This window comes from Paenarthrobacter sp. 22069, assembly GCF_052046035.1.
Lineage (GTDB): Bacteria > Actinomycetota > Actinomycetes > Actinomycetales > Micrococcaceae > Arthrobacter.
Map to the genome: position 1 here is coordinate 1 of NZ_JBQEQF010000040.1, position 19457 is coordinate 19457.

Annotated in this window: 16 protein-coding genes; 12 read left to right on the forward strand and 4 right to left on the reverse strand. The window is 61.4% G+C overall.

What is annotated here, in order from left to right:
- Positions 1-678 (forward strand): IS21-like element helper ATPase IstB (gene istB / locus ACTJK0_RS20575; protein WP_440744013.1); only part of this gene is annotated, 678 nt, incomplete at its 5' end.
- A gap of 334 nt (positions 679-1012) precedes the next feature.
- Here istB and ACTJK0_RS20580 read toward each other — a convergent pair.
- From ACTJK0_RS20580 to ACTJK0_RS20590, 3 genes are all read right to left on the reverse strand, one after another.
- Positions 1013-2212 (reverse strand): acetyl-CoA C-acetyltransferase, encoded by a 1200-nt coding sequence (locus ACTJK0_RS20580; RefSeq protein ID WP_440746428.1) that lies wholly within the window; start codon positions 2210-2212, stop codon positions 1013-1015.
- A 103-nt stretch (positions 2213-2315) separates the two neighbouring features.
- Entirely contained in the window at positions 2316-3149 is an 834-nt protein-coding gene (locus ACTJK0_RS20585; protein WP_440746429.1) for a TIGR03084 family metal-binding protein, read from the reverse strand.
- A 93-nt stretch (positions 3150-3242) separates the two neighbouring features.
- A complete protein-coding gene (locus tag ACTJK0_RS20590) occupies positions 3243-4406 on the reverse strand; it encodes an acyl-CoA dehydrogenase family protein (protein WP_440746430.1) in 1164 nt (387 codons plus the stop codon).
- 496 nt (positions 4407-4902) lie between these two features.
- On the opposite strand from ACTJK0_RS20590, the gene ACTJK0_RS20595 reads away from it, so the two are divergent.
- From ACTJK0_RS20595 to ACTJK0_RS20630, 8 genes are all read left to right on the forward strand, one after another.
- Positions 4903-6516 carry an AMP-binding protein gene (locus tag ACTJK0_RS20595; RefSeq protein ID WP_440746431.1) on the forward strand — a complete coding sequence of 538 codons (1614 nt, stop codon included), beginning with the start codon at positions 4903-4905 and terminating at the stop codon, positions 6514-6516.
- A gap of 19 nt (positions 6517-6535) precedes the next feature.
- Positions 6536-7348 (forward strand): electron transfer flavoprotein subunit beta/FixA family protein, encoded by an 813-nt coding sequence (locus ACTJK0_RS20600; RefSeq protein ID WP_440746432.1) that lies wholly within the window; start codon positions 6536-6538, stop codon positions 7346-7348.
- Positions 7349-7357: 9 nt separating this feature from the next.
- Positions 7358-8338 (forward strand): electron transfer flavoprotein subunit alpha/FixB family protein, encoded by a 981-nt coding sequence (locus tag ACTJK0_RS20605; RefSeq protein ID WP_440746433.1) that lies wholly within the window; start codon positions 7358-7360, stop codon positions 8336-8338.
- A gap of 5 nt (positions 8339-8343) precedes the next feature.
- Positions 8344-9276 carry a cytochrome b/b6 domain-containing protein gene (locus tag ACTJK0_RS20610; RefSeq protein ID WP_440746434.1) on the forward strand — a complete coding sequence of 311 codons (933 nt, stop codon included), beginning with the start codon at positions 8344-8346 and terminating at the stop codon, positions 9274-9276.
- 86 nt (positions 9277-9362) lie between these two features.
- Positions 9363-10973: a carboxyl transferase domain-containing protein gene (locus ACTJK0_RS20615; protein ID WP_440746435.1), complete on the forward strand. Its 1611-nt coding sequence runs from the start codon at positions 9363-9365 to the stop codon at positions 10971-10973.
- A gap of 41 nt (positions 10974-11014) precedes the next feature.
- Positions 11015-13105, forward strand: coding sequence for an acetyl/propionyl/methylcrotonyl-CoA carboxylase subunit alpha (locus ACTJK0_RS20620; RefSeq protein WP_440746436.1), 2091 nt, complete (start codon positions 11015-11017; stop codon positions 13103-13105).
- 4 nt (positions 13106-13109) lie between these two features.
- Positions 13110-13628, forward strand: a complete 519-nt coding sequence (locus ACTJK0_RS20625) for a MaoC family dehydratase (protein WP_440746437.1) — start codon at positions 13110-13112, stop codon at positions 13626-13628.
- Entirely contained in the window at positions 13625-14461 is an 837-nt protein-coding gene (locus ACTJK0_RS20630) for an HpcH/HpaI aldolase/citrate lyase family protein (RefSeq protein ID WP_440746438.1), read from the forward strand. The genes ACTJK0_RS20625 and ACTJK0_RS20630 overlap by 4 nt, the downstream gene beginning before the upstream one ends.
- Positions 14462-14557: 96 nt before the next feature.
- Here ACTJK0_RS20630 and ACTJK0_RS20635 read toward each other — a convergent pair whose 3' ends face one another.
- Positions 14558-15577, reverse strand: coding sequence for a LacI family DNA-binding transcriptional regulator (locus ACTJK0_RS20635; RefSeq protein ID WP_440746439.1), 1020 nt, complete (start codon positions 15575-15577; stop codon positions 14558-14560).
- A 451-nt stretch (positions 15578-16028) separates the two neighbouring features.
- Between ACTJK0_RS20635 and ACTJK0_RS20640 the strand changes: the two genes are divergently transcribed.
- The 3 genes from ACTJK0_RS20640 to ACTJK0_RS20650 form a co-directional block, all read left to right on the forward strand.
- Complete coding sequence (locus ACTJK0_RS20640; protein ID WP_440746440.1) at positions 16029-16991, forward strand: alpha/beta hydrolase; 963 nt, start codon at positions 16029-16031, stop codon at positions 16989-16991.
- Between the two features lie 271 nt (positions 16992-17262).
- Positions 17263-18147, forward strand: a complete 885-nt coding sequence (locus ACTJK0_RS20645; RefSeq protein WP_440746441.1) for an alpha/beta fold hydrolase — start codon at positions 17263-17265, stop codon at positions 18145-18147.
- 391 nt (positions 18148-18538) lie between these two features.
- Positions 18539-19457, forward strand: a 919-nt coding sequence (locus tag ACTJK0_RS20650; protein WP_440746442.1) for an alpha/beta hydrolase, incomplete at its 3' end; no start/stop codon positions are given.

Genomic DNA, 19457 nt, shown 5'->3' on the forward strand with positions numbered 1-19457 from the left:
ATCGCGACCGCCCGCGCCCAGCGCTGGGAACCAACCGAGATCATCAAGGCACTGTTCACCGAAGAAGCCGCAGGCCGGGCCCGGTCCATGCTCGCCACCCGGCGCAAAGCAGCAGGCTTCCCGACCGGGAAGACCTTCGACGTCTGGGACCCCGCCGTCTCCTCCATCCCGGCGCCCACCCAGCAAGCCCTGCGCACCCTGGAATGGATCACCCGACGCGAGAACCTGGTCGTCTGCGGGCCCTCCGGCACCGGGAAAACGTTCTTCCTCGAAGCCCTCGGCCAGCAAGCCGTCGAAGCCGGGATGCGCGTTGCCTGGTTCAGACTCGAAGACCTCGGCGCCCTCATCCGCGCACACCGCACCGACGACAGCGTCACCAGGGCCGTGGCTAGAATCCTCCGCGCGGAACTCGTCGTGATCGATGACATCGGCCTTCTCCCGGTGGCCACCGACGCCGCCGAAGGACTCTACCGGGTCGTGGACGCCGCCTACGAGAAACGCTCCGTCGCGATCAGCTCGAACCTGCACCCCGCCGGCTTCGATGAACTGATGCCCAAAACCCTCGCCACGGCAACCGTGGACCGGCTCCTGCACCACGCCCACGTCTGCCAAACCAGCGGCGACTCCATCCGACTCACTCAAGCCCTCGCCGGGAAAGGAGTCACCGAACTGAACTAACAAACCCTCGACGATGGCCAATCCCACCGAAAACCCTCAGTGGGCAGATCTGTTGGCCATCACCGGGCAGATTTACTGGCCACCAGCGGGCCGATTAACTGGCCGCCCGTGGGCAGAAACCAAAGGCCATTGACAGGCCCGTGCCCGTGGTTCAGAAAAATTGCCGGGCCCGCTTCTTGCTGTCGTATCAGCACTATTCAAGGCCAATTGCTCTGTGACAAGCATGCTCGCACGTCGCAAAGTAAGGGTCTCAGAAATCAAGGCCCGTAATTTTTTGAAGTCGCACGGGTGATTGGGCCTGCTCCCTGCGACGGATCAAAGAACGTTTGGCTTTTCAGCTAACGGTGCCTCTGAGAATCAGGGCTTCTCCTTGACCGCCCCCGCCGCATAGAGCGACCACGCCTGTCCCGCCGCCCCGGCGTTGCAAGGCCAATGCCTGGTGCAGGACAAGCCGTGCGCCCGATGCCCCGATTGGGTGCCCGAGGGCGATGGCTCCCCCTTCGGTATTGATTTGTTCGGTTGCGATCCCAAGGTCGTTTGCGGACTGGATGAGAACGGACGCGAACGCCTCATTGATCTCAACCAGGTCCAAGTCATCGACAGTGAGACCTTCCCGTTTAAGTGCGGCCTCGATGGCGCGTGAAGGCTGGGAATGGAGGGAACCGTCTGGACCCGCCGTCTGCCCGTGGGCGCCAATTTCCGCGATCCATTCCAAGCCTGCCGCTTCCGCAGCACCCTTGCTCGCGATTACCAGAGCAGCAGCTCCGTCGGATAACGGGGACGAAGTACCGGCGGTGACGGTCGCCTTCTCGTCATTAGAGAAGACGGGTCTGAGCGAGGATAGTGAGTCGGCCGTGGTGTCTGGGCGGATTCCCTCGTCTGCAGCTAACCTCAGCGCTGGCCCTTTACGTTGAGGGATAGCGATCGGCGCGATCTCCAGCATGAGTGTGTCCGAAGCGGCTGCAGCGCGCTGGTGGGAGCGTGCCGCCACCTCGTCTTGTTCCGTCCGGGTGATGCCCCGGACAGCGTTTCCCGCATCTGTTGCGGTGCCCATAAGCGTTCCGTTGAACGGGTCCCGCAGCCCATCGTGGTTCAAGGAGTCCAGCAGTGATGAGTCTCCGACGGCAATTCCACTACGTAGTCCCCTAACCAGGTGCGGAGCGTTGGTCATTGATTCCTGCCCGGCGGCGACCACGAAGTCCGCCTCCCCTGCGCGGATTATTCGAGCAGCGTCTATGACGGCCGTAAGCCCTGAAAGGCAGAGCTTGTTCACCGTGACGGTGGGGACATCCCATCCAATTCCGGCGCCGATGCTGCTTTGGCGGGCTGGGCCCTGTCCTGCGCCGGCCTGGATAACCTGCCCGACTATGACGTGCTCTACCTGGTCTGCGGATACACCGGAGCGTTGTAGGGCGGCTGCGATGGCGTGGGCGCCCAGCTCTCCCGCGGACAGGGCGGATAGGCTGCCCCGGAAACGGCCGAAGGGTGTGCGTGCGCCGCTGAGAATGACGGGTGTTCTGCTTCCTGAATCCATTTAGTTGCCTTTCATGGGTAACTTGCGTACGACCTTGGAGTGATTCTCGTCCGCAGCTGAGCTGCCCGAATCGTGAAGGGCAGCTCAGCCGGGCAAAAGGCTCTTACCTCAGGAGCTCGCGGGGAGAGCTGGGCGAATCCGGGGAAGCACTAATCTTTGCAGGGGGCCTGCCTTGCGTAGCTTTGCCTGCGAAGGCCTGGGCGATAGTCAACCAGGTTGCCGCCACCGAGCCCACAGCTTTCAAGTTGAGGTCGTTTTGGTGTCGGCGCTGGGTGACCAAAAGGCAGAAGTCTTCGGCCGGACCGTATACGGCATCCGGCGCGTCGGGGGGCCCCCAGCTCCATTGTTCTCCGTTTGGCCCGGTTAGTTCGACGTATATCTCCGCTGTCGGGATCTGCAGCCCCCGAAGCTGAAACGAGAAATTTCTCGTCCGGATGCCAAGATGAGCGATGTGGCGCAATGCAGATGTCGGTTGCTGGGTGATCTGCAACGTATCGGTTATGTCGCGGCCGTGAGCCCAGGTTTCCATCAGGCGGGCGGTCAGCATAGATAATGGGCGCATCGGCGGTCCGAACCATTGGATGGCTGTCTTCGGGTCAAGTTCTTCGAGCCTTGTTGCGAGGATATCGCGGGTGGTTACCCAATGGTGCAAGAGGTCGGAAGGTTTAGCGGCCGCTGCGGCTATGGCCCCGTCGTCCACGAAGTGGTCCGGCTCCCGGTCGTGCTGTTGCCTTATCAATCGGAATTCCTCGGGCTCGTCAATAGCTAGCAAGGACATCCTGTCGGTCCAGTGCAGGTGTCCAATTTGGTGCGATATTGTCCAGCCCTCTGCCGGCGTAGGCAAAGACCACTGCTCGCCTGGGAGTTGCCTGATAATCGCTTCAAGTCGGCCGCTTTCGTCTCTCAGGTCCGTGCCGACCGCGCTGGTTTCGCCCATGATCAATTTCTCTCTGTTCTTGTTGGTACGTCGCGTGCCCCAGGCGGGAGCGGCGTGAGCGACGAAGGCCGCCTAATCCTTGACAGCACGCATCTACAATCCGAGATCACGGGCGATCAGCATCAGTTGAACTTCGGTGGTGCCCTCTCCTACTTCAAGAATCTTGGAGTCGCGGTAGTGGCGTGCCACCGTAAATTCGTTCATGAATCCGTAACCGCCGAATACTTGGGTGGCGTCACGGGCGTTGTCCATCGCCGCTTCTCCGGCAATGATTTTTGCGATGGCCGCCTCAGTTTTGAAGGGCCGGCCAGCCAGCATTCGGGATGCTGCATCGTAGTATGCAAGCCGGGCGGTGTGAGCGCGCGCCTGCATCCGTGCGATTTTGAACTGAATGGCCTGGTACTTTCCGATGTTTTGGCCGAAGGCGCTGCGTTCCTTGGCGTATTTGACGGCCTGATCCACGCATCCCTGTGCCGCGCCGGTGCCTACTGCCGCAATGGCGATCCTGCCCTCATCGAGAATGGACAGGAAGTTGGCGTACCCTCTTCCTTCCTCTCCAAGGAGGTTCGTCTCTGGAACCATCACATTGGTGAGTGTCAGCGGATGGGTATCAGAGGCGTTCCATCCGACCTTGTTGTAGGCCTTTTCGGCCGTGAAGCCTGGAGTGTCGGTGGGTACCAGAATGGTGGAGATCTCCTTCTTAAGGCTGCCATCCCCGCGCACTTTTTCGCCGGTGACAGCGGTAACTGTCACCAACCGCGTGATATCCGTCCCGGAGTTGGTGATGAACTCCTTGTTGCCATTGATGACCCACTCCCCGCCGTCGCGCTTGGCGTGGGTTTTGGTACCCCCGGCATCTGACCCGGCTTCCGGCTCGGTCAACCCGAAGCCTGCCAGTGCCCGCCCTGATGCCAGCATTGGCAGCCACTCCTGCTTCTGCGCTTCAGTACCGAAGCGGTAAAGGGGCATTGCCCCCAAAGAAACGCCGGCCTCAAGCGTAATCGCCACGGACTGATCCACCCGGGCCAACTGTTCCAGGGCCAGCGCCAGGGTGAAGTAGTCTCCGCCCATCCCTCCGTACTCTTCCGGAAACGGAAGCCCGAACAGCCCCATGTCGGCCATCTCAGACACCACTTCATAAGGGAAGCTGTGTTCTTCGTCATGTTTTGCCGCGACCGGCGCCACTACCTCATCCGCAAACTCCTCAACGGATTTGATGAGGTCCTGGTGCTCTTCGCTGAGCTCAAAATTGACCATTGTTGTTGCTCCTTCTAGTTCATGTGGTGTGCGTCGCTTCCCTGCGAGCGAGGGTAATCAGGGGCGCCGTCGAGGTCGTCCGGCGTGGGCAGTAAGGGACGATATGTCGTCGCTCGATGCCGGGAAAAGAAACTAACTCAGTTAGTGGGCTTTAACTGGAATTTAGGTTAGTCTCGATTAACCGTGATGTCCATCACTGTTTGAATGGCGCCCCTACGAGGGACTCGCCGCCTGGCCCGCGTTCCTGGTCGCTACCCGGCTTCGAACTCAAAGCAGGGCCCATGCCAACCAAGGCGCCCCCGGCTGTACGCAGCGGGACGGACTGCACTTCGCTGGCGTCACATCAAAACAATCAAGAGACCGGAGGCACCATGAGTGATGCAGCCTTGGCAGCGTCGCCGAACGCCAACACCCCTGCTCCCACACTTTTAGAATCGGCCGGCAACGCCCCTCGCCTGACACAGCTGACTCTCCACAACGACTCTGGAGCCCAAGCGTGAAGTCATATGCCAAGGGTGAGACGCATCCGCCCCTGCGTTCGGAAACAATCGGTGAATGCCTCGAGCGGACCGCTGCCCGCTACAGCACCAATGAGGCGCTGATTGAAGCAGCAACGGGCCGACGCTGGACCTGGGCGGAGCTGGACCAAGACGTCAACCGCCTTGCCCGGGGCCTCCTGGCCGCCGGCCTTAATAAAGGCGACAGACTCGGCATCTGGGCGCCCAATTGCGCGGAATGGACAATGATCCAGTTCGCCACAGCCAAGATCGGCGTCATCTTGGTCAATGTCAACCCCGCTTACCGAACCCATGAATTTTCGTATGCCGTCAATCACAGCGGACTGCGGATGCTCATCGCGGCCAGCAGCTTCAAGACGAGCGACTACAAGGCGATGGTCGAACAGTCACGAAGCGACACACCATTATTGGAGCGTGTGGTCTACCTAGACACCGGTGACTGGGGCGAACTCATCGATGCAGGCGAGGCAATAGCTGAAGTTGCCCTTCAGCAGAGGTTCGCCTCCACAAAACCCGATGACCCGATCAACATCCAGTACACCTCGGGTACCACGGGCTTTCCCAAGGGCGCCACCCTCAGCCACCGCAACATCCTCAACAACGGCTATTTCACCACCGAAGTAATCCAACTCGGGCCCGAAGACAGACTCTGCATTCCGGTCCCGTTCTACCACTGTTTCGGGATGGTGATGGGCAACCTTGGCTGCACTTCCCACGGGGCAACCATGGTGATACCCGCGCCGGGTTTCGAAGCGGAAGCTACCTTGCGCACCATCGAGGAGGAGAAATGCACCGCTGTATACGGCGTGCCGACGATGTTCATCGCCATGCAAAACCACCCCTCGTTCGACTCCTATGACCTCTCAAGTCTCCGGACGGGAATCATGGCCGGATCGGTTTGTCCTGTGGAGGTGATGCGCCACTGCATTGACGACATGAACATGGCTGGTATCTCCATCGCCTATGGCATGACGGAAACCAGCCCCGTCGCCTGCCAGACGCGCGCCGATGACGACGTGGAACGCCGGACTGCAACAATCGGCAGGGTTCATCCTCACCTGGAGATCAAAATCGTTGACCCGGTAACCGGTGAGACCTTGGAGCGCGGTCAAACGGGCGAATTCTGTACCCGCGGCTACTCGGTGATGCTGGGTTACTGGAACGACGAGGCAAAAACCCGGGAATCGATCGACTCTGAGGGCTGGATGCACACCGGTGACCTTGCGGTGATGCGCGAGGACGGCTACTGCACTGTCGTGGGCCGCATCAAGGACATGGTCATACGCGGGGGAGAGAACATCTATCCCCGCGAAATTGAAGAGTTCCTCTACAGCCACCCGGACATCGAAGATGTCTACGTCATCGGAGTGCCGGACGAGAAGTACGGTGAAGAACTGTGCGCCTGCATCAAGATGAAAGCCGGCGCTGAGCCCCTTGATGCACAAGCCCTGCGGGCCTACGCCAGTGGCAAACTCGCGCACTACAAGATCCCGGCCTACGTCGTACTGGTCGACGAATTTCCCATCACAGTGACCGGGAAGATCAGGAAAGTGCAACTCCGCGAGGAAGCCTCAGCCGTGCTGCAGCTGTGACGGTCCACATGCAGGACTGATGACCAGCCAGAGCCGATACATCACGCATCTTTCTAGGAGTGGACGAATGAGAATCGTTGTGCTTATGAAACAGGTTCCAGACCCTTATGAGGAGTGGAGCCTCGACACGTCAACAGGATTGTTGGACCGCGGCAAGAACGAACTAATTGCCGATGAGATCAACGAGAGGGCCCTGGCCGTGGCCCTCTCATACAAAGACGCCCACAAGGACACCGAAATTGTTGTGCTGGCGATGGGCCCGCAAGCTGCGGGCAAGGCTTTGCAGAAGGGCCTCCAGTGTGGTGCGGACTCAGCCATCCACATCAATGACCACCAGCTCAGAGGATCGGACGCACTTCGCACGGCAACGGCCCTGGTCGCCGCGCTGCGGACCTTGAGCTTCGATCTCATCATTGCCGGCAACGCATCAAGCGACGGAAACGGCGGCGTGGTGCCGGCAATGATCGCAGAGATTCTGGGGCTGCCCCTGCTCGCGGCTGTGCACAGCGTAGACATTCACCAAGACTCCATTGGCGCCGTGCAGGATGACGGTCGCCTCCGCACCTCCATCCGTTCCTCGATACCCGCGCTGGTCTCCGTGGCCGAGCGTTCAGCCGAACCGCGCTTTCCCACCTTCAAGGGCATCCTTGGCGCCAAACGCAAAAAGGTAACCCCACTATCCCTGTCAGACCTGAAAGACGTAACAGCATCACGTTCGACAGTTTTGTCAGTCAGCAAACGGCCGGAACGCACGGCCGGCGTGAAGATATTTGACGAAGGCGACGCAGGGATCCAGCTGGCCGCATTCCTGGCCTCCGCCCAACTTGCTTAAGGAAAACAGATGGTCAACATCCTGACGTTCATTGAAACTTCGCCCTCTGGAGAACCCCACGAATCCGCAGCTGAACTTCTAGGGGCTGCAGCCCTCTTAGGTGACCCGGCAGCCGTAACTGTCCTAGCCCCCGGTACCGGTCCCGGCTTAGTAGAAAGACTTGGCCAACTCGGAGCAAAGCAGGTCATCCTCGCCGAGTCGACCCAGGTACGTGCGGAGCTTACAAGCCCCTACACAGCCGCCTTGGTTGCCGCCGTAGAACTACTCGCCCCCGGGGTCGTCCTGGCGGCGCACTCGCTGCGCGGGCGTGAGGTTGCGGCCCGCCTCGCCGCGAGGTTAAAGGCGGGTATTTGCACCGACGCGGTAGCAGTTCGCGGCGAAGCCGGAAAAATCGTGGCAGTCCATTCGGTGCTCGGCGGTTCCTACACCACCGAAGCCGTAACTGACCCTTCAGAGGGACGTCCTGTGATCCTGACTCTGCGCCCGGGTGCCGTCGCGGACCGCGCTCCGGCAGTGACCCCCGAAGTTACAAAAGTGACGCCGCCGCGCGACGACAGACCGGCCGCTGTCATCGAAGCGGTGCACGAAATACCCGCGGACTCATCACGTCCTGACCTGCGCCGCGCCGCAAAGGTAGTGTCCGGAGGACGGGGACTCGGCTCAAAGGAGAATTTCGTCCTCGTAGGAGAGCTTGCCGACGCCCTTGGCGCCGCTGTTGGAGCCTCACGGGCCGCCGTGGATGCCGGGTACGTGCCCCCCGACGCACAAGTGGGTCAAACCGGGACTTCAGTATCCCCTCAGCTCTACATCGCGCTGGGAATTTCAGGAGCCATCCAACATCGAGCCGGCATGCAGACCGCAACAACAATAGTTGCCATAAACAAGGACGAGGACGCGCCGATTTTCGACATCGCCGACTTTGGCATCGTCGGTGATGTGTCAACAGTGGTGCCGCAATGCATCGAAGCCCTTTCCGGACGTAGGCGGTAGAGATCATGGCCCCGCCCACGAAAACTCCCAAACAGATGCAGAACAAATGGGCACGCCTTGGAATGATGATCGTCGCAGCGGTCGGGGTATTGCTCGTCGTAGTCTTCGCTGCCCGCGGGCTCCGCGGCTTATCCCCCATTCGGGATTACTTGTCCGCGTATCCCGGGCATTCAACCCTTCCCGGGGGAACGCCCGTGGGACTTCCGGCATGGCTGGGATGGCAGCACTTTCTCAATTCCCTCCTGATACTGCTGATCATCCGGTCGGGCTGGGAGGTTCGTACCAGATCAAAGCCGCCCGCGTACTGGACCCGAAACAACAACGGCCCGGTCAGGACAAAAGGCAAACCAGGGAAGATCAGTCTCGACTTGTGGTTCCATCTCACACTGGACGCCCTCTGGGTCCTGAATGGAATGGCATTTTTTGTACTGCTTTTCATAACAGGTCAATGGGCGCGGGTGGTGCCCACAAGTTGGGATGTCTTTCCCAACGCTCTCTCTGCCCTACTTCAGTACGCCTCCCTTGACTGGCCATTGGAAAACGGCTGGAACAACTACAACTCCCTGCAACTGCTCAGTTACTTCACCACAATCTTTATTGCTGCGCCCCTCGCTATCCTCACAGGACTTCGGATGTCCGGGGCATGGCCCAAGAATGCCACCCGGCTGAACCGGGCATACCCCATCACAGCCGCGCGGGCCGTCCACCTCCCGGTGATGATCTATTTTGCGGCATTCATCCTCATCCACGTGACCCTGGTGCTGGCGACCGGGGCGGTGCAGAACCTGAACCACATGTACGCCGCCAACGACGAAGACGGATGGGCGGGGCTGTTGGTTTTCGCCGCTTCCCTCGCCGTCATGGTAGGAGCATGGGGACTTGGCCGGCCGCTCTTCCTGCGGCCAGTGGCATCGTTGATGGGCAAAGTAAGCCGCTGACCCAGTTACCCCCAGCAATCGGGCCTCAGTGATGCCCCAAATCCCAATAATTCGTCCAGCCGACATCAAATTTGGAAAAGAGACAGATGGAAACGTTGACCAGTAGCCACGCGGCCTTGCCGACGGAGACCACGCAACAACCCACGGACCAAAGGTCCTATGCCCTGGAACTTAAGCGTCGCTTGGCGAATGCCGCATTGGGTGGTCCGGAAAAGTCACGCCACCGGCATGTGGAGCGAGGCAAGCTCTTGCCGCGGGAGCGGATTGATCAGTTGCTTGATGACGGCAGCCCATTTTTGGAGATCGCGCCGTTGGCGGCTAACGGGATGTATAAGGACGAAGCGCCCGGGGCAGGGGTTATTGCTGGCATTGGGCTCGTTCACGGCCGGCAGGTGTTGGTGATTTCCAACGATGCCACGGTCAAGGGCGGAACGTATTATCCGATGACGGTGAAGAAGCACCTACGCGCGCAGGAGATCGCGTTGGAGAACCGGCTGCCCTGCATCTATCTCGTAGACTCGGGAGGCGCGTTTCTGCCAAAGCAGGATGAGGTGTTCCCAGACAAGGAGCATTTCGGCCGGATTTTCTTCAACCAGGCGAAGATGTCGGCGGCGAAGATCCCGCAGATCGCCGCCGTGATGGGTTCATGCACCGCTGGCGGGGCTTATGTCCCGGCGATGAGCGATGAGACGGTCATCGTCCGGAACCAGGGCACTATTTTCCTTGGGGGCCCGCCACTGGTGAAAGCCGCCATTGGTGAGATCGTCACCCCGGAGGAGCTCGGCGGCGGAGAGGTGCACTCCAAAATTTCCGGTGTCACGGATCACTTGGCGGAGAACGACGAACACGCCTTGGAAATCGTCCGCAACATCGTCTCCACCCTTCCCCGGCAGGCCGCGCCCGTGTGGGATGTCGACACTGTTGTCCTGCCGCCGGCCAAGGACCCCGAAGAGCTCTATGATGTGGTCCCGGTTGACGTCAACGCCCAATACGACATCCATGAGGTCATTACCCGCCTGGTGGACGGCAGCGACTTTCATGAGTTCAAGGCCAATTACGGCACCACCCTGGTCACCGGCTTTGCCAAGCTGCACGGGCACCCGGTGGGCATCGTGGCCAACAACGGAGTCCTGTTCAGTGAATCAGCGCTCAAAGGTGCGCACTTCATCGAACTTTGCGATCAACGCGGCATTCCGCTTGTTTTTCTCCAGAACCTCTCCGGATTCATGGTCGGCAAGGATTACGAACACGGTGGCATCGCCAAGAACGGCGCCAAAATGGTCACCGCCGTCGCGACCGCCCGGGTACCCAAACTGACCGTGGTTGTCGGCGGGTCTTTCGGGGCCGGCAATTACTCCATGTGCGGGCGGGCCTACTCGCCCCGCTTTCTTTGGATGTGGCCGGCGGCGCGGATATCCGTAATGGGCGGAAACCAAGCCGCCAGCGTGCTCGCCACCGTCAAACGCGACCAGCTCGAAGCCCACGGCCAGGAATGGTCAGCCGCGGACGAAGAGGATTTCAAGGCTCCCATCCGGCAGCAATTCGAGGACCAGGGCAGCCCGTACTACTCCACCGCCCGTCTCTGGGATGACGGCATCATCGATCCGGTGGACACCCGGCGGGTTCTAAGCATGGCGCTCGACGTCGTCTCCCGCACCCCGTTGCCGGAAACCTCCTTCGGCGTATTCCGGATGTAGCCCTCGTGACACAACAAGCTCAAGAAAGCACCCACACGACAATGAGAACATTCGACACCGTACTGGTCGCCAACCGCGGCGAAATAGCCTGCCGCGTCATCCGCACCCTGCGTCGCCTCGGCATCACTTCCATCGCGGTCTATTCAGAAGCTGACACCAACGCCCGGCATGTTCGGGAAGCGGACATTGCGGTGTGCATCGGGCCGGCCGCGGCGGCAGAGAGCTATCTAAAGATTGATGCGCTCGTGGATGCATGCCGCCGGACCGGGGCCCAGGCCGTGCATCCCGGCTATGGCTTCCTGAGCGAAAATGTTGAATTTGCGCGCGCCCTGGAAACGGCCGGGATTGCCTTTATCGGCCCGGATGTCCATTCCATCAACATGATGGGCGACAAGATCCGGTCCAAAAACCATGTGGTCGCACACGGGGTTCCCGTGGTTCCGGGCATCGCCGAACCAGACCTGAGCGATGAACAGCTTATCGCTGCGGCGCAGAATGTCGGGTTCCCGCTCCTGATCAAGCCCTCGGCCGGCGGCGGCGGAAAGGGCATGCACGTGGTCGAGAAGGCCGAGGATCTCCCGGGCATTTTGGAAACTGCCCGGCGGGTGGCCAAAAGCTCCTTTGGTGACGACACCTTGTTTCTGGAGCGGCTGGTCCGCTCCCCCCGGCACATCGAGGTCCAGGTACTGGCCGATCGTCACGGCAACACCGTCCACCTTGGCGAGCGTGAATGCTCCCTGCAGCGCCGGCACCAGAAGGTCATCGAAGAAGCACCCGCTCCGCTGTTGGAGAACCTGCCCAACGGTGCTGAGATACGGGCCCGGATCGGTGCCGCAGCAGTCGATGCTGCCCGTTCCGTGAACTATGTCGGTGCCGGCACCGTCGAGTTCCTGGTCTCCGACGAGGCCCCGGGCGAGTTCTTTTTCATGGAGATGAACACCCGTCTGCAGGTAGAGCACCCCGTCACCGAAGAGGTCGTCCGTGTCCACGGTCAACGGCTGGACCTGGTCGAATGGCAGGTGCGCATCGCCGCCGGCGAGGAACTGACAGTGAAGCAGGACGACGTCGTTCTTGAAGGGCACGCGATCGAAGCGCGCGTCTACGCAGAGGATCCGGCCCACGGTTTCTTGCCCTCGATCGGCCGCCTGCTCGAAATCCGCGAACCCGCCGGCCCAGGTATCCGCGTGGACAGCTCCCTCACGGAGGGCCTCGAGGTATCGCCGCACTATGACCCCATGATCGCCAAGGTCATCGTGTGGAACACCGACCGTGAACAGGCCATTGGCACACTCGACAGGGCCCTTGCCGATACCGTCCTGCTCGGTGTCAAGACCAACATTGAATACCTGCGGCTGCTCATCGCTGACGAGGACGTCACCGCGGGCCGCCTGGACACCACCCTGATCGACCGAAAAATCGGTGCCATGCCGTTCCGGACTTTCAGCGGCGAAGACCTGGCCCTCGCCGCGCACGCCCTGGCAGAGAGCGAAGCGGATGCCCCCGGGCCGTGGGGAATCCGGGACGGCTGGCGGGTCGGCAAAAACGCAACGGCTCCGATTCACCTGGAAGTTGACGGTCAAACACACATCGCCACCCAAAGCCAGGGCGTGCAGGGACGTACGTTTGTCGTGGACGGGGTGCCGTTCCAAATCACGACCCTGGCCGACGGCTCAGCGTCCGTCAATGGCACACGACGCCAATTGGCCACCACTGTATCGGCAGACGGCACGGTGTGGCTCGGGACTGCGGGGTGGGGCGCTTCGGCACGACGCCTCAGCCGCCGGGAACGGCTTCAGCGGCACCTGGCTTCGGTGGAGCGCGACGCCGGGACGGCTTCCCCCGAGGTCCTTGCGCCAATGCCGGGCACCGTTATCGCCGTGGCTGTCGCAGACCTGGACCTCGTTGAAGAAGGCCAGCCACTGCTCTCCATCGAGGCCATGAAGATGGAGCACCAACTCACCGCCCCGATCGCCGGTGTTGTGCACATCAGCCTGAAACAGGGCGATCTTGTGAAGGCTTCGCAGATCGTGGCGACCATTGAACCGTTCTCTCCTGAGCCCGCGGACGTCAACACTGACGTGGCCGGCGCTGAGGGACCGACCGCACAAGAGTTCGAAGAAGTGAAGGGATAATCCTATGGACACCACTGACATCAAGCGCATTCATCAGCGTGGACTCTACCTTGACGAACTTGAGCAAGGCGCAATCTACGCGCACCGCCCCGGTCGCACTCTGACCGAGACGGACAATGTCCTGTTCACCACGTTGACCATGAACAACCAGGGCTTGCATCTGGACGCTGCCTGGAGCGCGACCCAGCCCTTCGGGCAAAGACTTATGAACTCCCTCTTCACCTTGGGCACCATGATCGGCCAGTCCGTGCCCCAGATGACGGAAGGGACCATCATCGGCCAGTTGGGCCTTACGGATGTCCGCTTCCCGAACCCCGTATTCCACGGCGACACGCTTTACACCGAAACCGAGGTCACCGAGGTCCGAATGTCAGCCTCACGCCCGGGACAGGGAATTGTGAGTATGAAACACACCGGGCGCAACCAGGACGGAGTCGTCGTCGCTGAAGCAACGCGCACCTGCCTGATGTGGACCCGCGAAGCCCACGAAGCAAGCACGACAGGGAGCGAAAAGTCGCAATGACAGTCTTTGAGATGGGCCCGGCGATCCTGTTCTGCCCCGCCGACCGCCCCGACCGCTACGGCAAGGCGATGGACAGGGCCGATGCCGTCATCCTGGACCTCGAGGATGCCGTGGCCCCACAGGAACGTGGGCAAGCCCGGCAACACCTAATTGCCCACCCCATGGATCCGGAACGGACCATCGTCCGGATCAACCCGGCCGGCACCGAAGACTACACACATGACCTGCGGGCGCTCCAGCAGACCGAATACCGCTACATCATGCTGGCCAAGACCGAAGATCCCCAGTCCCTGGCGCCTTTGGCGGACTACCTGGTAATAGCCCTGTGCGAAACGGCCAAAGGCGTCATCAACGCCGCCGCCCTGGCGCAGGCCCCCAACGTCGTCGCACTTATGTGGGGAGCCGAAGACCTGGTCGCTTCGCTCGGCGGCACATCCAGCCGAAAGCCCGATGGCAGTTACCGTGACATTGCCCTGCACGCCCGGTCACAAGTGCTGCTCGCAGCCAGGGCGGCCGGAAAGGCCCCATTGGACTCCGTATACCTCGACATCGACGATCTCGTCGGGCTAAGCGCAGAGTCTGATGACGCCGTCGCCACAGGTTTCAGCGCGAAAGTCTCCATCCACCCCGCCCAAATGCAGGTCATCCGTAAGTCCTTCACGCCAGGTCCTGCCGAGGTGGAACGGGCCAACCGGATACTTGCCGCAGCCCAACAGTCCAATCACGGCGTGTTCACCTTCGAAGGCGCCATGGTAGACGAACCCGTCCTCCGACACGCTCGCAGAACACTCGCACGCGCCGGTCTCCCGCACTCCGCACCCGCTTCGGCTTAAGCTCTTGGCCGCCCCGCTGCCCTGGGAATGGGGATCAGCAGTCGGTGCGGTGTCAACGACTTCCGTACCTGTGCGCGCCCGAGGAGCCGGCATCCGTCATCCGTCCATGGTCGTCTTAGCGGTGGACGCCCTGGGCACAATCTCAACAAAGGCAGATGGCAACATTTCTGTCTCATCCGTTCCCTGACCCAGGGCAGCGCTGATGCGGGCGGCGATCCCTTTGGCTTCTGAGGCGAGATTGAAGCGGACGCTGCTGATGGAGGGACGGGCAAGAGAGGCCAACATAGTGTCGTCGGCGCCAACGACTCCGATGTGGTGCGGGACCTCCAAACCGCAGACGCCTGCTGCGCTAACGATCCCGAGCGCCGTGGTGTCATTCCAGGCAGCCACGCCGAGCGGTTCCGCCGACGAGCTTGTCCAGCTGTGCAGTATGGCGGCGATGGATTCCACATCGGAGGTGACGACAGCGGAGGGGCCCCTCGATAAGCCGCGCGCCCTGCAGATGTCATGGAAGGCGCCGACGCGGGCTTGAGTAAACTCTTGGCCCCGGGGTTCCTCGACAGCCAAGTAAGCAAGTCGTTTGTACCGCTGCTGCAGAAGGTGGTCGATCTGAGCTTCGACGATCGCCTCCTGATCGATGGCGGTGGTGTGGGGTTGCCCGGGGTGGTTCAGTAACCAGGCAGGGACTTCGGGGACGCCGGAGGACCTCAGGGCCTGGGAGTCATGAGTCCCCAACGGATCAAAGGAAACGACGCAAGCGGCAGGGATCCGGGCCAAGAGCCGGTCGAGTGACCCGCGCCAGTGGGGACCTTCGTACCGGAGGCAAACAAGTCCATGCTGAGAGACCAACCGGCCGATTTCTTCGAGCAGCAGTGCGATTTGGCCGGCGACATCCCATTCAGGCAAGAGCAGCAGCACCATGTCACCGCGGCCGCTGCGGAGGGCGCGGGCGGCCGGGGAGCCGACGTAACCCAGCCGTCGGGCAACGTCCAGCACGTGATCGCGCGTCGTCTCACTCAGGCGGACGTCACGACGGTCGTTCAAGACGTAGCTGACTGTTGCCCGAGAGACACCGGCCTCACGCGCGACGTCTGCAGTTCTGACTGATCTGGTCATGAACGCCTCCTAAGCAGTGCTTGACACGAGTCACCCTACCGCACTACCTTATTGCTTGACACGAGTAATCACCGTGGGCTTGCTACCTGATTCCCCCTCAACGTGGAGGATTTTTTTATGCCGCTCCGCCCTGACATAGTCGAATTGCTTTCGGGTATTTCTGATAGGACCGAAGAGGCCTCGGGGGACCTTGTCGCCGAGGCGCGCTCATCCCCGGCTGCTATGACCTGGTGGGAACCTGCAGCGCAGTCCGCGCCGATCGACCGCGTCACTGGACAGCAGCCGAAGACTTTTCACCCTATAACCCGGGCAGAGCGCCAACGGCGCCCGTGCCAGGCCCCACAATGACAGGACCGGCTGGATACACGGCTTCGGTGTTCACCTCAGGGCCCCCTCCCCGGGGTGCCCGGTACTGGCCTCTCCGTAAACCACGACTCTAGGAGATACCTCCATGCCCATTGACCCATTCCTCAAGTCACTGCTTGCTGAGGTTCCCCCGTTCTCTGACCAGATTCCCGATCTTGACGCTTGGCGCGCCGATATCCAGACCCAGGTCGATGCCTTGACACGGCAATTCGGTCAACCCGGACCGGAAGTGAAGGAACGTCTCGACTTTGTCCTCCCTGTCGAGGGCGGCTCCGTCAAACTACGCGTCTACAAGCCGTCCGGACACGGCCCGCACCCGGTACACCTCTACTTCCACGGTGGAGGGTGGGCTCAAGGGTCCATCGAGTTCGACTACATCGACGTCCTGTGCCGGGAACGCAGCGTGGGAGCTGATTGTGTCGTGGTCACGGTGGACTACCGCAAAGCACCGGAACACAAATTTCCCACCGCACTCGACGACTGCTACGCGGCGCTCAACTGGGTCATCGGGAATGCCGATGAGCTAGGTGTCCGCCCCGATCTGATTACCATCGGCGGTGGTTCCGCCGGCGGCAACCTCGCTGCGGCGCTGGCCCTGAAAGTGCGGGACGAAGGCGGACCGGCCATCGCCCTGCAGCTGCTGGAAGTCCCGGCACTGGACCTGACGTTGAGTTCCCCTTCGTACAGAGAATACGCGGAGGGCTACATGATCACTCTGCCCGAGATCAAGATGTATGTTCGCTGGTATGTCCCGACGCCCGAGGAAGTGACGAACCCGTATGTGTCCCCGCTGCTGGCCCCAGACCTTTCCGGCCTGCCACGGACTCACATCATGTCATCGGAATTCGATCCAATCCGCGGCGATGGTGAGCGGTACGCCGAGCGGCTCCAGCAGGCCGGTGTCCCGGCAACCTTCTCCCTGCAGCCCGGTCACATTCACGCCTCGAGCCCTTTCACAGCTGTGATGCCGGCATCGCGCGCCTGGCGCGAGGAGGTCCTCACCACTCTGCGTGCAGCCCATCAACTTCAGAATGCAGCCCGGCCCTGACAATGGGCATCCAGGCAGGCACGAGCTGAGCGGGCCAAAATTATCCAGAACTGTTTGCGGTCTCAGCAGTCTTTGCCATCCTCGGTGCCACTGCAATCCAACGAGCCCGCGCTGTGCGCTGAAATCGACGCGCTTACCCACTTCGCGAAGGCGCCTCCGTTCTGCTCGAGGCGGCACAGAGCCGGCGCGATGAAGCCATCAAGAGCGTGAACGACATGGTTGTGCAGGGCAGCACGGCCGGACATCCCATCCAACTAGAAAGAACGCTTCCATGCCTTACATTCAAGTCGCCAATGGGACCACCTTGTTTTATGACACATTCGGCCCCGAGGACGCTAAGCCCATTGTCCTCATCGAGGGGCTGACTGCGCAGATGATCAAGTGGCGTGGGGAGTTTTGCGGGCTGCTCGTGGACGCTGGCTTCCGCGTCATCCGGTTCGACAACCGTGACGTGGGCCTGTCCCAGAAATTCGACGGGGCGAGCTACGCTCTGACCGACATGGCCGAGGACACGGCCGGGCTCATCCAGGCCCTCGGCCTGGGCCCGTGCGCAGTTGTCGGCCAATCTATGGGCGGAATGATTGCCCAGGAGCTTGCAGTACGGCACCCCGAACTGGTGGCGTCCCTGACCTTGTTCTACACCTCAGCATCGCAGAAATGGCTCCTTCCCCAGGCGCTGGAGCGGAACATTCTTCAGGACCTCTGCACCCCTTCCCGGGAAGAAGCGATTAAGGAATTTCTGGCCGGAGAATATCTGTGCCGTTCCGAGCGCTACCCGCAGGATCTTCCCTGGCTCACGCAACTGGCCGCCCAGGCATATGACCGCGACCCGGTCAAGGCCGGAAATGCTCGACAGGCCGCGGCCGTCCAATCTGGACCGGACAGAAACGAAGCCGTAACGACCATCCAGTGCCCCACCCTGATCCTGACCGGCGACGCTGACAAGCTCATTGACTACAGAGCCTCACATGAACTACATGAGCTCATTCCCGGGGCACACCTCGAGGTGTTCCCGGGGATGGGTCACGAGATTCCCCAAGCCCTGTGGGCTGAGTTCGTCAGGGAGATATCCCAAAACTCGCACCGGTCAGTAACCGCTGGGCCGGCGACAGCCAAAACAGCCCCACAAAACTCGCATCAGGCCTCAGCGCACTAACCCATGGAGGACAGCCCAACAAGGTCAGGGGAAACCCTCAAGAAGGACCCACGGTCCCCTGGGATGGTCGAAGTTGACGTCAAAGACGGGGAGGAGGCTAGGAAGTCGCTCGAAGCAGCCATAATGGCCGTCAGCGGTGCCGCTCAACGTAACAACATGGGAATCATGGTCACTGAGCTTGGACCCGGGTACTACATCGTCAGGGCGCACCCCATGGTCCCCTTCGGCCTCGTCAGGCGTCGTCGTCAGCAATAAGAGGTACCGGGTCCGCGGAAGCTGATTTGCGCATAGAGAAACGTCCAGTCACGCTACGGGGGCTCGGAACCGGTTTGGACCGTAGTCATCGCATCTATCACCGTCCGATAACTCACTTATTCAAGGAAGCTTCGTCATGACCATCCATCCTCAACTTCAGCCCCTTCTTGCTGCGGTTCCCTTTGTGGACTTCAGCACCATCACCGTCGACCAGCTCCGGGAGATGTCCGCGGCACCGCTGCCTCCGGGAACGCCCGGACCGGAGCTCGCGTCCACGGAGGAGCGTCAGATTGACACGCCGAATGGCACTCTGAGCGTGCGGATCCATCGACCGCTTGGTGAGGGCCCCGTTCCGACGGTTGTCTTCATCCACGGTGGCGGTTGGGTCGTCGGCTCCCCGGCCGCTGTCGGGCCGGTGACAGAGCGCCTGTCCGCGTACCTGGGCGCGGTGGTAGTCAGCATCAGCTATCGGCTGGCACCCGAACACCCCTTCCCGGCCGGTTACGAGGATGCACTTTTCCTTACCCGCTGGGCGGCTGATAACGTCGGTGAGCTCGGCGGGCGCAGTGAGGCGTTCGCCATTGCGGGAGAGAGTGCCGGCGGAAACTACGCCGCAGCGGTGGCACTGGCGCTGCGGGACGAGGGGATCCTCGCGGGACAGCTTCTGTTCAACCCTGCAACAGACCTCGGCCCGACCTATCGCGATGCCGAGTCGTACCGCAAAGACCGCGACCCGGCGCTGCGCGCTGTCAACGTCGATTACAGCGTCCGTTCCTATCTTGGCGCTGAGTCCTCAACCGACTGGCGGGCATCGCCCATCGCCGCCGAGGATGTCGCGGGCGTGGCACCAGCGGTGATCGGCCTCTCCGGCAACGATCCGCTGCACGATCAGGGACAGGCCTACGCGGACAAGCTCAAAGCGGCAGGTGTGCCGGTCCAAGTGGCCGACTTCGCTGACCTCGTGCACGCCTACGCCGCACAGTCGTTCCTCGTTCCGGTCTGCAACGACGCCCTGGTCAAGACCTGCCGCGAGTTCCTTACGCTCATGAATTGGG